The organism is Nitrosomonas sp. Nm132, from assembly GCF_900100485.1.
In the GTDB taxonomy this organism is placed as follows: Bacteria; Pseudomonadota; Gammaproteobacteria; order Burkholderiales; family Nitrosomonadaceae; genus Nitrosomonas.
Genome location: NZ_FNDH01000052.1, coordinates 1 through 13907, shown reverse-complemented (window position 1 = coordinate 13907; position 13907 = coordinate 1). Strand labels below are relative to the sequence as shown.

14 protein-coding genes and 1 tRNA gene are annotated in these 13907 nt (G+C 42.1%); 8 read left to right on the top strand and 7 right to left on the bottom strand.

The window, feature by feature from the left end; all coding sequences use genetic code 11:
* Positions 1–215 precede the first annotated feature (215 nt).
* The 4 genes from BLP80_RS12940 to BLP80_RS12925 form a co-directional block, all read right to left on the bottom strand.
* The gene (locus tag BLP80_RS12940) at positions 216–1160 is read right to left on the bottom strand and encodes an alpha-L-glutamate ligase-like protein (RefSeq protein ID WP_090543895.1); all 945 of its coding nucleotides are present in this window, start codon (positions 1158–1160) and stop codon (positions 216–218) included.
* A 3-nt stretch (positions 1161–1163) separates the two neighbouring features.
* On the bottom strand, positions 1164–2690 hold the full coding sequence (locus tag BLP80_RS12935; RefSeq protein WP_090543893.1) for an inactive transglutaminase family protein: 1527 nt from the start codon (positions 2688–2690) through the stop codon (positions 1164–1166).
* Positions 2687–3280 (bottom strand): ATP-dependent zinc protease family protein, encoded by a 594-nt coding sequence (locus tag BLP80_RS12930; RefSeq protein WP_090543891.1) that lies wholly within the window; start codon positions 3278–3280, stop codon positions 2687–2689. The genes BLP80_RS12935 and BLP80_RS12930 overlap by 4 nt, the downstream gene beginning before the upstream one ends.
* 91 nt (positions 3281–3371) lie before the next feature.
* Positions 3372–3445: transfer RNA gene (locus BLP80_RS12925), tRNA-Gly, on the bottom strand.
* Between the two features lie 65 nt (positions 3446–3510).
* Here BLP80_RS12925 and thiS point away from each other — a divergent pair.
* The 8 genes from thiS (at position 3511) to pnp (ending at position 10695) form a co-directional block, all read left to right on the top strand.
* Positions 3511–3714, top strand: coding sequence for a sulfur carrier protein ThiS (thiS, locus tag BLP80_RS12920; RefSeq protein ID WP_090543889.1), 204 nt, complete (start codon positions 3511–3513; stop codon positions 3712–3714).
* Positions 3715–3790: 76 nt separating this feature from the next.
* Complete coding sequence (locus BLP80_RS12915; RefSeq protein ID WP_090543887.1) at positions 3791–4582, top strand: thiazole synthase; 792 nt, start codon at positions 3791–3793, stop codon at positions 4580–4582.
* A 42-nt stretch (positions 4583–4624) separates the two neighbouring features.
* Positions 4625–5296 carry a tRNA (guanosine(46)-N7)-methyltransferase TrmB gene (trmB, locus tag BLP80_RS12910; protein ID WP_090543885.1) on the top strand — a complete coding sequence of 224 codons (672 nt, stop codon included), beginning with the start codon at positions 4625–4627 and terminating at the stop codon, positions 5294–5296.
* 418 nt (positions 5297–5714) lie between these two features.
* Positions 5715–6065, top strand: a complete 351-nt coding sequence (locus BLP80_RS16720) for a transposase (RefSeq protein ID WP_090543883.1) — start codon at positions 5715–5717, stop codon at positions 6063–6065.
* A gap of 259 nt (positions 6066–6324) precedes the next feature.
* Entirely contained in the window at positions 6325–7593 is a 1269-nt protein-coding gene (locus BLP80_RS12900) for a flavin-containing monooxygenase (protein ID WP_090543880.1), read from the top strand.
* A gap of 150 nt (positions 7594–7743) precedes the next feature.
* Positions 7744–7920: an integrase core domain-containing protein gene (locus BLP80_RS16715; RefSeq protein ID WP_371128831.1), complete on the top strand. Its 177-nt coding sequence runs from the start codon at positions 7744–7746 to the stop codon at positions 7918–7920.
* A 252-nt stretch (positions 7921–8172) separates the two neighbouring features.
* Positions 8173–8442, top strand: coding sequence for a 30S ribosomal protein S15 (gene rpsO / locus BLP80_RS12890; protein WP_090543877.1), 270 nt, complete (start codon positions 8173–8175; stop codon positions 8440–8442).
* A gap of 144 nt (positions 8443–8586) precedes the next feature.
* On the top strand, positions 8587–10695 hold the full coding sequence (pnp, locus tag BLP80_RS12885; protein WP_090543875.1) for a polyribonucleotide nucleotidyltransferase: 2109 nt from the start codon (positions 8587–8589) through the stop codon (positions 10693–10695).
* Positions 10696–10898: 203 nt separating this feature from the next.
* Here pnp and BLP80_RS12880 read toward each other — a convergent pair whose 3' ends face one another.
* The 3 genes from BLP80_RS12880 to BLP80_RS12870 form a co-directional block, all read right to left on the bottom strand.
* A complete protein-coding gene (locus BLP80_RS12880) occupies positions 10899–12242 on the bottom strand; it encodes a DUF3422 domain-containing protein (RefSeq protein ID WP_090543873.1) in 1344 nt (447 codons plus the stop codon).
* A 366-nt stretch (positions 12243–12608) separates the two neighbouring features.
* Positions 12609–12806 (bottom strand): hypothetical protein, encoded by a 198-nt coding sequence (locus BLP80_RS12875; RefSeq protein ID WP_176754369.1) that lies wholly within the window; start codon positions 12804–12806, stop codon positions 12609–12611.
* 50 nt (positions 12807–12856) lie between these two features.
* Positions 12857–13537 carry a hypothetical protein gene (locus BLP80_RS12870; RefSeq protein ID WP_090543870.1) on the bottom strand — a complete coding sequence of 227 codons (681 nt, stop codon included), beginning with the start codon at positions 13535–13537 and terminating at the stop codon, positions 12857–12859.
* Positions 13538–13907: the final 370 nt, after the last annotated feature.

The following is a 13907-nucleotide window of genomic DNA, read 5'->3' as shown; positions in this document are numbered from 1 at the left end:
TTGCCTGGATTGAAGAAAAGACAGGCATTGAATGTGTGAGTCAAGTTCGTTCTTATAAAGGGCTTATGGTGCATGTATTTGGAAAGCTGGCTGCGGCTCTGTTTTTCTGGAATTTTTTACGAGTTAGCTCTTAATTCACATTTAAGACTACTACCTTGAATATGGGTAAAAAATATGGGTAAAAAAGCTGGTAGTAGGATAGCCTAAAAGTTTTTCTATACTCGCACAAAAAGATCTTGCGCAAGGCTTGCCCTCTCTCGCGCCGATGCAGGAATTTCAGCGAGTCGGTCAATATATTCAAGACGTTTTTGCATACCTCTCCCATTGGCAATTTGGATGGACAACCCAGGTCTTGCATTCAGCTCCAGCACCAAAGGACCAAGTTCACGATCCAATACAACATCAACTCCAAGATAGCCTAATCCAACAAGTTCATAACACTGTGACGCCAATATTAATAATTTATTCCAGTGAGGTATTTCAAAACCACTAATAGGAGCACCAGTATCAGGATGCTGTTCAACAGGGCGGTTTTGCCAGACAGCATGCGTAGTACACCCGGTTGCCAAATCAATCCCCGCTCCCACTGCACCTTGGTGTAAATTCGCCTTACCGTCTGACATACGTGTAGGTAAACGTACCATTGACGCAACAGGTATTCCTCTGAATACTATAGTACGAATATCCGGAACACCACGATAACTAATTGACTCAAATAATGAATCAAACTTTACCCGATATTCGATAAGAGCCTGATCAGGTTGGCCACCAAGGCTATACATACCACTCAAAATATTGGAAATATGATATTTCAGCTCTTCCTCGGTCAACAAGCTACCATTATTATGTTGATAGCGATCATTGATTCGTCCAATGATTACATAAATACCATTGCCCCCCGAGCCGTGTGCCGGTTTAACTACGAAATCTCTATGTTCACTTACGATATCGGGAAGATTTGTTATGTCATGCTCGATTTCAATAACACCATACAACTCAGGTACTGCGATCCCAGCCGCGATTGCTAATCGCTTGGTTTGCAACTTATCATCGACCAACGGATAGAGAGAACGCTCATTGTAGCGCAGGATATAATCAGCATTCCGCCGGTTTATTCCGACAACACCTGCTCGCTTCAGATTTAGTAAGGTTCTAAACATTTTTTAGCGCTTGGCTAATGCCTGAAAGCGCCAAAGCTCTGTCAATCGGTACCCAGAGTATCGGCCAAACAACAGTGTGGCTGCTAGCACAACAAGCAGTAATTCAGGAAAAACAAATATCAAATGCTGCAGAGCATCGATATTCATCACGAGATAACCAATCGTCGCCACCAGCAAACTTCCTGCGCCCTGTTTAAATGCCTCCGCAGGACCAGCTTCATCCCAAGTGAGAGACATTCGTTCTATCATCATGGTCATGATAACCATTGGAAACAGGGCAACTGACAACCCCATCTCAAGTCCGAGCTTGTGCATGATAACGCTGGTACTAGCCATGAGAAGCACTACCATGGTCAGTACCGAGGCTAATCGTGGAATTAGCAATAGCTTCAATCGATCCACATAGGCACGCAATAAAAGCCCTAATCCGACAATCAAACAAAACAGTATTAATCCCCATAACAATTCGGTCTCCCGAAGAGCCAGTGCGATCAATACTGGCATAAATGTCCCGAAGGTTTTAATCCCAATTAGATTGCGCATCAAAACCACAACAAACGCCCCTAAAGGCACCATTAGTAATATCTTATATACATTCTGACTTTCAACCGGTAGGGAATACAGAGAAAATTCCATTATGCGCGACCCTTTCAACGCCGCACGTGATTCTGCAATATCAACTAACTCTCGAAGTGTTTTGGCTACAGAGAATTGAAGGTTCATTTCACTTCCTCCCTCGACAGAAAGGCTTTTCTGATCGCCGACTTGCCATATTACAAAATTAGCAGGCAAACCCTCCTGACCATCCTTTATATTGAGTGCGCGCCATTGAGTACCATCATAGACTTGTACCCAAGATTCTAACTCTGAATAATGTTTGCCATCCTGTAGACGTAAACCCTGGATAATTCGTGAAGGGATGCGCGCCCCTGCCAGAATCCAATTAATACCCTTAGCCAGTCTAAGAGAATTATTGATATGTTCCATCAGTAATTTCAACTCCGGAGCTGGCGAAGCGGCATTCAGCTGCTGAATAACTTGCTGCGTAAAGGAAACCGTATCTGCGGATCGCTGTCGCGCCTTATCGAGCAGATCTCGGATAACTGGTCGGAAATTTTCGGGATAATCGGGTACTGATGGATAAAGCGGCGGTTTACCTGTTTCAGATGTTTTCTCAACATCCTCATAGATCATAGCGCGATAGAATAATAACTGTTTCCCTTGCGCACGCCGCTTTGCCCACAAAGCTGTGCGCCCACTGTCGTCTTGTTCAATTGCCAATCCATAATTGGCCCCCACAAAATCCTCAGCAATAATAGTATAACCAGTAGAATTGAGAGGAAGTGGCAAGCTCACTTTTACGCTGGTATCCGGTTTTGCACGAAAACTGATACGTGCCTCAACATTCCAGACCTCTGCCTGTTCAGAGGATGTGAGAGGCAATCCCAGTGTTGTTACTTTGTAAGCAGATAAGCCTAATCCTATGGCACACAATACTATGACCAGAAGCAATAAATGAAGTTGTCTCATTCAGGGATAGTCAATTTTTCTAACGGGTCACGCTTTTTCTTCTTTTTCTTCACATGACCACAGTCAGCTTTACTAAGATGAGTGCGCGCCGAATCAACGAGCGCAACACCCGCAAGTGCCCGACGTCCAAGCAGGATAGGATAATTTAGAGCTCGACGGTCGATAAGATTAAATTCAATATTATGTACTTCATTTGCTAAACAAATATCCATCGTAATAACATGGCGCTCTTCTGAAACACCGCTATGTTGTTTGATTTTTAGAGAACGCAGTATGGGGCGTTCAATTTCGATGGTACGATTTGGTTTACCCTTTTCGGTTCCAAAATCAAGAATAAATCGCACCCAATCTTTATTTCCTTTTTTAAAATGGTAAATGTCACGTGCGCTCATGGACGAGGTATTTGCTCCGGTATCCAAACGCGCAAGCATTTTCAGACCCCATGGCTCCAGTCGAATAGATTCCACCCACCCAAGGATATGTTGTAACTCAGGTTGATCAGTTTTATCATCACTTAACACTGAACCGCTTGCTATCAACAAAACGATTGTTAAAAAAAAGAAAAACTGTCCCCTTATGATTGTAATCATCAGACGATCCGGGATTATTTGATCAAAATGACAACATTATATTATCAATAAGCCACGTCCAGCCATGCTTTTTATTACCAGTGAACGATAATGGAGCGGGTGAAGGGAATCGAACCCTCGTCGTAAGCTTGGGAAGCTTCTGCTCTACCATTGAGCTACACCCGCATGCTAAAATTGCCAGATTAGGAAAATAAAACTTCAGAATCTACGCTACGCTAAACATATTCCAAATGATACAACTCACCATTAATGGTCAACCTCAGTATTTCAATAACCCTTTGAACCTTCAGCAGCTATTAGAGCATATGTTATTACAGAATAAACGTATCGCTGTAGAGCTAAATGGTGAAATCATTCCTCGAAGTCAATTCACCGAACAAACACTATCTAATGGAGATCAATTAGAGATTGTTGTAGCAGTGGGCGGGGGATGATTTTTTGCATTAATTTGAATACCGACCGTTTTGCTATTCTACATGCACTCTACAATTTTCAATAAAAACTGATTCCATGGATGATTTCATCGTTGCTGGCAAACATTACTCTTCCCGACTTTTGGTTGGCACTGGCAAATATAAAGACTTCAATGAAACTAGCGCTGCCATTGAGGCCAGTGGTGCGCAAATCATAACAATAGCTATCCGTCGAACTAACATCGGCCAAAGCCCCAACGAACCCAACCTGCTTGATGTATTACCGCCTTCCCGATATACCTTGTTACCCAATACTGCTGGCTGTTATTCAGCTGATGAAGCAATTCGTACCTTACGGCTTGCACGGGAGCTGCTTGATGGACACTCTCTGGTGAAACTAGAGGTACTCGGTGATCCGAGAACATTATTCCCCAATGTGGTAGAAACCATCAAGGCTGCAGAGATTCTTGTCAAAGAGAATTTTCAAGTAATGGTTTATACCTCAGACGATCCCATTATTGCTAAGCAGTTGGAAGAAATCGGCTGTGTCGCAATTATGCCTTTAGCTTCACTAATAGGCTCGGGAATGGGTATTCTAAATCCGTGGAACTTGCAGATTATCATTGACAACACTAAAATTCCTGTGTTGGTTGATGCTGGGGTAGGAACTGCATCTGATGCAACGATTGCAATGGAATTGGGCTGTGACGGTGTGTTAATGAATACTGCTATCGCTGCTGCACAAAATCCAATTTTGATGGCCTCAGCTATGCGTAAAGCTGTAGAATCCGGACGCGAAGCCTATCTAGCTGGGCGCATGGCAAGAAAGCCCTATAGTGCAAGCCCAAGCTCACCGATTGAAGGCACTTTACCAGCTCAATCGCAGTGACCTTTCACCCAAGCTATATAATTAATTTGAACGGCTACTATTTTGTCATCAACACGCTCTATTCGTAGCTATGTGCTTCGCCAGGGCCGTATCTCAAACGCCCAACGCAATGCTTATGAAACACTGTTATCCAAGTATGGAATTCCTTTTTCCACAAGCCAATTAAATCTTGAAGAGATTTTTGGGCGCAGTACTCCCAAAATCTTAGAAATAGGCTCTGGCATGGGGGAAGCCACGGCCACTATTGCTAAACAGTACCCTCAAAAGGATTATCTTGCGATAGAAGTCCATACGCCAGGTGTGGGTAGTCTGCTTGCTCAGATTAATATGCTTGAATTGACAAACCTGCGTATCATTCAACATGATGCAATTGAAGTCTTACAGCAAATGTTGCCACTTGAATCAATCAATGGTGTTCATATTTTTTTCCCTGATCCCTGGCCTAAAGCACGACATCATAAGCGCAGGTTAATTCAACCTGTTTTTGCTTCACTTTTATGCGAGCGTTTGAAATCAGGCGGATACCTTCATGTTGCCACTGATTGGAAAGACTATGCTGAGCAGATTCTATCCGTTCTTAGCAACGAAGATCTTCTTACTAATACAGCGATCGATTATGCTGTACGCCCACAATATCGCCCACTGACAAAATTTGAACAACGTGGTTTACAAATGGGGCATAGCGTGTGGGATTTAATATTTACCAAAAAATAGAGTCAATAAGGGTTCCTTTTTAAATATACTTCTCGTGAATCAAAAATTGGTTAAGTTAGTGCTGCATAGTTATGAATATATTAGAATTTCGATATGTCATCACATTACCAGCTCACTGCACAAGAAATGATTGATTTAGAGTCGGCACACCGTCATACCTCAGACAAGCGCTATGCTGACCGGATAAAAACTGTCTACCTAACGTGAGTTCGACATAAGAAAAGCAGCAAAAAGAACCTGAATTCCTTATTATGATGAAGCTATTTTGGAAAAGGGTTTCATCACGATGAGGAGTCAGGTTCTTATGGAGACTATAGCGATTTTTTGTGCGATTGACGATTTTTGTCAGAGGTTTGAACCGTGGTGGAGCAGCGCTTGTTGGAGTTGGCGCTGAAGCGACGTCGGCGGCGAGGGAACTGTGTCTAAGCGAAATCATGACAATTGTTTCAGGAGATCGAGGCACACCATCCAACAAGCGCATATTTACATTATTTGTGACAATGCGCGTTATTATCAATCTCAACTGGTCAATGATTATCTCAATGACTCAAAAATAAAACTCGTATTTTTGCCGCCATATGCACCTAACCTAAACTTAATTGAGCGTTACTGGAAGTTTTTCAAGAAGAAAATTCTCTATGGTCGCTACTATGAAATTTTTTCACTTTTCAAAAGTACTTGCGAAGTTTTTTTCACAATATCGGATCATTACAAAGCAGAATTACGTACTTTATTAACTGATAATTTCCAAATTATCGGTAGCACCTGAGTGCCGAAATTTCAGGTGAGATGAGTATACTATCCTCTTTTGTTAATCTCATAATATTCTCTATAGTGATATAAATAAAGGAAATTATTATATTGATAGATAGTATTTGCATTTCAAGCATCATGGGCTATTACGGTTGGCTAATTAAATATTTTGTACTGCTGCAATTAATATCAAGGGTAAAGCAGTGAATGATACAGAATCCTCCATATATTGATATTGTGAGATCACTCACTGATAAAAGTACATTTAATAATTTATGAGAATTGCAATAATCGGCGCAGGTTGTTCTGGCCTTACCACCATAAAGAATCTGGTTGAAGCGGGTGTGGAAGATATTATTTGCTTCGAGAAAAATAATCAGATTGGGGGGAATTGGGTATTTACGGCCAATAAGGGTCATAGCAGCATTTGCGAAACAACACATATTATTTCCAGCAAATCAATGTCACAGTTCAGCGACTTTCCGATGCCCGATAATTACCCTGATTACCCAAGTCACCAGCAAGTACTTGCGTATTTTCAAGCTTACGCCAAGCATTTTCATCTGGAGAAATATATTCGATTTAATGTTACTGTGCTGCATGTCGAGAAAATCGAAAAAGAGCATTGGCGGTTGTATCTGAACGATGGCACCTGTGCAGATTTTGATTACCTGTTAATAGCCAATGGTCATCACTCGGTATCGCGCCACCCTTCTTGGAAGGATGACTTTACGGGAGAGTATCTACATGCGCATGATTATAAATCTAATCGAGGATTGGAAGGAAAACATGTATTAGTGGTTGGTGCTGGCAATTCTGGCTGCGATTGCGCGGTTGAAGCCAGCCGTGTTGCTACGCGTGTGGATATCAGTCTTCGCTCACCACAGTATATTATTCCCAAGTTTTTTATGGGGCGACCTACCGATTCTTTCGCCGCTTCACTTCAATGGCTACCACAAAGTATCCAGAACTGGTTACAGAAAATCTTTCTTCGCATCCAGATTGGACATTACCGCGATTATCAATTACCTGAGCCAGATTTTTCACCAACCCAGGCCCATCCCACCATCAACTCTGAATTATTAGACAAAATACGACATGGAAAAGTACATCCACGACAGGAAATCAAAGAAATTTCAGGTCAAATTGTATTTTTTGCTGATGGCTCTTTTACTAAATACGATGTGATCATTGCTGCTACTGGCTATAAAATTAGTTTCCTTTTTTTTGATTCGGCTTTCATTAACTGGGAAAATGCAATCAGTATTCCACTCTATCTTCGAATGTTTCATCCGAAGTATCTCCGCCTGATTTTTATCGGATTGATTCAGCCACAAGGCTGTATATGGCCGCTTTCAGAGACCCAGGCGAAACTGGCAGGCCAACTGATTACTAATAAAATACAGCTTCCAACCAATTGGCATGAACAGGCATACATTGAAGGAAAATGTTTGGAGCAACAGTTTATCCGGCATCCACGCCATTCCATCGAAGTGCATTATTTTCCGTATTTAAAAAAGCTGAACCAAATACTCCAACAATAAGCAAACAAAGTTAAATTGCTCATAGCTTCTATTGTATTGGGATGGCACAAAATGCGGAGCCTACTCTAATGAAGTAACTTCAAATATTAATGCCGACTTAAAGTTAATCCGGCTTGTTTGCGGTGTCAACCAGCACGCTGAAAAACCAGCATAGATAGTAAAGGCTGTTACCGTGACAACATATTTGCGGGGCGACTATGGCAAATGGCGAAATATGAGTATTTGTATATTCTGGAATTTGATAGTTTAAAGGAGATAAAGCAAAGTTTAATTCAGTGGTTTGACTGGTATAATCAAGAATGTTTTCATCAAAATCTTGATAACTAAACACCCTGATCAAGTCCGCTATCAAACTCAATCAAGCAATTTCTCAAGCCACCTGGGTTTGATTAACTAACCATGTTAGAGTTTAATTTAATCTCAGATTGCCCAGTTAAAGAAAACTACTCTACAGATCCTTTTCGACTACGCCACAGTACCCCAACACTTTGTAAGCTTTGGACAAATAACCTATTAAAGGGTAGAATTCGGGCTTCTTGTAATAGGTCAATTAACAAAACTAAAACTGGAGAAAATTATATGGCAGTCACAACCGAGCAAAAAGCCCAGGTGATGCATGACTATCAAAGAGCCGCAGGAGATACTGGTTCTCCTGAAGTACAGGTAGCACTTTTGACTACTCGTATCAATGATTTGATCAATCACTTCAAAGCACATGCCAAAGATCATCATTCCCGCCGTGGCTTACTTAGAATGGTAAGTCATCGACGTAAATTACTCGATTACTTGAAAAAGAAAAACAGCGATCGTTATCTTGCGCTAATTGAACGCCTTGGTTTACGCAAATAATTAACTTATTAGTTTTCTTTTCTAGTTCAGAGGAGCTTTAAGTAACTATTTAAACATTTTTAGCTAAATAATAAAAATAGGTTATAGCGTAGGGAAATAACCAGTCAAACAAGGATGATTACATCAATAAAGAAGGATTGCTAATTGAAACTGATCAAGAAAAGTATTACCTACGGTCGCCATAGACTTATTTTGGAAACCGGAGAAATTGCGAGACAAGCTCATGGTGCAGTAATGGTTACGATGGGTGACACGGTGGTATTGGTTACCGTTGTCGGAGATAAAAATACAAAACCTGGACAAGATTTCTTTCCGTTAACCGTTGATTATCAAGAGAAATTCTATTCTGCAGGTCGCATTCCAGGTAGTTTTTTTAAACGTGAGGGGCGCCCTTCCGAGAAAGAAACACTCACCTCAAGATTGATTGATCGTCCTATCCGCCCATTATTTCCTGCTGGTTTTTATAATGAAGTCCAGATTGTTGCAACGGTTTTATCATCCGAAAGTGAAGTAGATGCTGACATACCCGCAATGATTGGAACTTCTGCTGCGCTGGTGCTTGCAGGCATTCCATTTGATGGTCCTATTGGGGCTGCTCGCATTGGTTACATCAATGATGAGTATGTACTTAACCCAACCACTACCGAGCTTAAGCAAACCCAGCTCAATTTAGTTGTAGCTGGAACACAGCAAGCGGTTTTAATGGTTGAATCAGAAGCAACAGAGCTATCCGAAGAGATCATGTTAGGCGCTATTATGTATGGTCATGAGCAAATGCAAGTGATCATTGATGCCATTAATGAATTCGCTGATGAAGCTGGCGTTACCGCATGGGACTGGAAATCAGCTGAGAAAGATCCTGTGTTAATTGAAAAGATTACACAATTGGCAGAAGCAGATTTGCGTAATGCATTCCAATTAAAACAAAAGCAAGTTAGAACTGAAACCATTAAAGAAATTTGGCAACGCGTCTACATAGAATTAGGTGTAGGCACGGAAGGAGGTCCAGATGAACAATCAGTCAAAGAGATCGGGTTTGAGCTTGAATCTCTGATCGTTCGCACTCGGATTCTCGATGGAGAACCACGCATAGATGGACGTGGAACAAGGACTGTACGCCCTATCTTCATACGCCATGGTGTGCTACCACGTACGCATGGCTCGGCACTATTTACTCGAGGTGAGACACAGGCTCTGGCCGTAGCTACATTGGGAACTGCTCGTGATGAGCAGAAAATGGATACCTTACAGGGGGATTATACAGAGCGCTTCATGCTTCACTACAATATGCCTCCTTTCGCCACAGGAGAAATTGGGCGGGTCGGTACTCCAAAGCGGCGTGAAATAGGACATGGGCGCCTGGCAAAACGTGCATTGGTAGCAGTACTTCCCCCACCTGAAGAATTCGGTTACTCGTTAAGGGTGGTTTCCGAGGTCATGGAATCTAATGGCTCTAGCTCCATGGCATCAGTCTGCGGTGGATGCCTTGCATTGATGGATGCAGGAGTACCCTTAAAAGCCCACGTGGCAGGTATTGCCATGGGTCTAATTAAGGAAGGAAATCGCTTTGCCGTACTTACCGATATTCTTGGTGACGAAGATCACCTGGGTGATATGGATTTTAAAGTAGCGGGCACCGAAAAAGGTATTACTGCACTACAAATGGATATAAAAATTCAAGGAATCACCAAGGAAATTATGCAGGTAGCCTTGTTGCAAGCTAAAGAAGGTCGCTTACATATCCTGGACATTATGAAGCAGGCTCTTCCTGCAACCCGGGAAAATATCTCGACACACGCTCCACGCATTATCAAGTTCAAGATCAATCCCGAGAAAATTCGTGATGTTATCGGTAAAGGTGGCGCAGTAATTCGCGCCCTAACTGAAGAAACCAACACGACGATAGATATAACCGATGATGGCACAGTCATGATCGCTTGCATCAATAGCGAGGGCGGCGAGCTTGCAAAAAAACGTATCGAAGATATTACTGCGGAAGTAGAAGTGGGTAAGATATATACAGGTGTAGTATTGAAGTTGCTTGATTTTGGTGCAATTGTCAGCATATTGCCTGGTAAAGACGGTTTATTACATATTTCTCAAATTGCTAATGAGCGCGTCGAGGATGTTGCTGCCCATCTTAAAGAAGGCCAATCTGTCCGAGTAAAAGTGCTTGAAGCCGATGATAAAGGACGACTTCGTTTGAGTATGAAAGCAGTTACAGTGGAAGAATCTGAAAGCTCAATCCCTTAATCGAAAACCAGCCTCTACCTGATCTGACACTAACTTCGTAAAATGAGCGTTATCGTATTTGAAACGAATAAAAGGTAACGCTTATTTTACACGTTTGATCAATTGAGATCTTCCAAGCGCTCCATCCCGTTTGCATCCATCTGCTTTTTATGAGGCAAATATCAATAAAACAGTCAAAGTAGTAAGGAAATATGCAAAATGCCTTACTTATTTTTTTTCACCATACGACGCAAACGCCCCACCCCGAAAAATACGATCATGACTACTACAGGGATCGCAATCCCCGTGATTAATTCCACATTGATAGCATATCCTGCAGCTTTTGCCGCCTTAAGCCCATAGCCTACTATACCGAGTAAGTAGTAGCTCAGTACAACAACCGACAATCCCTCAACCGTTTCTTGTAAGCGTAGTTGTAAGTGCGCTCGATTATCCATAGATTTTAATAAATCGCGAATTTGTGACTCCATGGAAATATCAACACGCGTGCGCAGCATCGATGAAGCACGTGTCACACGTAAAGAAAGAATCTCCAACTGAGAACGAACCAGATCGAAAGTCCCCATCGCTGAAGTCACTCGCTGTTTTCTGAACTCATAAAGCATCTGCAACCCTTCAATACGCTCTTCCCTCAATTCAACGATACGTAACTGCATAATAGCGTAATAAGTTTGTGATGCGCTAAATCGATGGCTAGTCTGGGCAGAGATTTTCTCAATTTCGGAAGCCAGCCTTGTCAATTCACCAAGCAAATGTTGCTCATCTTCAATACCACTCAATTCGTTACCGGTAATCAACTCAGTTAAGCGATCATCATAGCGTTCCAATTGCGGCGTTACATTACGCGTTAACGTTAACGGCAATATGGCCAGCATACGATACGTCTCAATTTCCAGCAAGCGCTGCACTAACCTCCCAACCTGACGACTGCGTAGATTATCATCATGAATCAAGATTCGACTAAAGCCATCTGCATGAATCTGATTATCACTCCAGACACTAGCACTCCCACCCGATACTTTAGAACCAGTCACGGTGTTTGACGTAAAGAGGCCAGCCAGCTCACTCAGACTACGACTAGGGCGAGATCGATCATCCATCGCAATATGCGTCGCAACTAACACCTCACCCGGCAAGCTAGCTAACCAATCTTGAGGTAGATAGGTAATGGCGGGCTTAGCAAAAGGAATATCGAACGGACCCTTGCAATAAACCGTATACGTTGAATACTCGGTATGACGCTCCCATCGCAAACGAAAATCACCGAATTCAGCACTGAATTGGTCGAAGTGAGCATTAGGTGGCAAAATACCGTAACGATTACAAAGTTGAATTATTAATTGACGCTCCTGGTCGACCCATTGCCGATCAGACAAAAGCACCAAATGTGAAAGCTGCGCAGGAATACTTATCAATTCATAAACATTCGCGTTAAGCTCGGCATGAAGTTCCTGCCGCTCGGGGTATTCAGGAATACCTAATAGGTGCTTCTCGAGAAGGGCATGTTTATTAATATCTGTTTGCGAAACTAAAGGAGAAAAATCCATATAACTTAGTATCTCCAAAATTTATCAATATCTCCAGCACAGATTACCACGACATGGACTCAGGGGATATTTTAGTATCTGCTATTTTATACTCATCGCACTTCAAAATTCGGTTTTCATAATCCCTCATCCAGCCTTCTCCCAGCGAGAGAAGGTATTGATGCCGAATTTTGAAGTACGATGAGTATAAGATTTATAAAAATTCTGCTTTAGTAATATTCTTATTGAATTACCTCTCTTAATCCCATTAAGAGACAAAATACTAAAGCTAGCAACGATAATGACACAAAACTATGTTCAATTTCTCAAAAATAATAGATGAACACCCTACCCTGATTTTAAGGTAGCGTGTTCAATGCTATGGCGCTATAGCGCTGCCAAGAATGCAACAAGATCAGCCTTCTCATCATCAGCAAGACCGATATTAAAACGAGTATTGTAAAACTCAATTACCGCTGGTAAATCAGGAGCAGAACCATCATGGAAATAAGGTGGTCTTGATGCTACAGAACGCAGAATAGCTCCTTTAAAGCGACCTATATCTCTCCATTTACCGGTAATCAAAGCACGCCCTGGGTCGGTTGTTTGGATAGTTTCACCAGTTGTTTTGTTTCTCAGTGTATTATACAGTGGCATATCCGGTGTACGACGCGATGCATCAGCAATACCAATATCCAGAGGCATCGCATCGGTGTTAAGTGATTGTCAGAATTTGGCGTATTATGGCAGGTTGTGCATATACCTGGAAGCACATCGATGTTGAAATCATCATTGATTCCTTTAACACTACTGATCTGGATTGACTTTGTATTAAATAACGCTTGGCCACGCACAATGGCAGCGCGCGCATTTGTAACACTATCCGATGATTTATTGGGTTTAAAACTACTCCAGCTATCATAAAGTGACATTATCTTGGGATTAAAGGCCACACCAGTTAGATAATCCCCAGCGAGGGTATTATTGATAACAAAGTAATAATCTTGCTTCAAAAGCGCTTCAGGGCCCCCATGCGCTTCCATCGCTGTCAGATTGCCGGCATCGTTATGCTGTATTTGTGCTGTAAACAACCCTGATTCAAATGACACGATCTCTTTACGTTCATCGTCAGTCAATTCCCGCAATGCTTCAGCATGACCCAATGTGGCATGATTAGCTTGAGTTGATAAGCCAAAGGATACAGGAGAGAAACAAGTTGAAATTCCACGAATGCAATCACTGGAACCGGGCATAAGCGTTGTTTCGCGACCATCCCACATTACAGTGCTTAGAAATTTAAGATTAGTGGTTGGCATTGGGCGTCTAAACAAAGACAACTCTGTTTCACTCGCAAAACCATAAGGATCATCAGCTTCAATTAATTCGAATTCTGCATCAGCAGGAATACCGATCCCTACCCCAAATTCCGCGATTGAATTTTTAATCTCACCTGCGAATGCTCACGAAGCATGATCGCGAAAGTGAAAGCAGGCAGGAGACAGTGGATTTGATGGCGAGTATGAGTATGACGCCACTAATTTCCAGTGTTATTGTTACATTTTAGCTTTTTGAAGACGAGTTTGTTTTTTCTGCAGTGAGGCGGCACCGAGTAGATAAAGGGACGGGTCAGTTACGGAACGAGGGATTGGGCCAATTGGTAGCTTTTAGTACGGATGTTTTGGAATA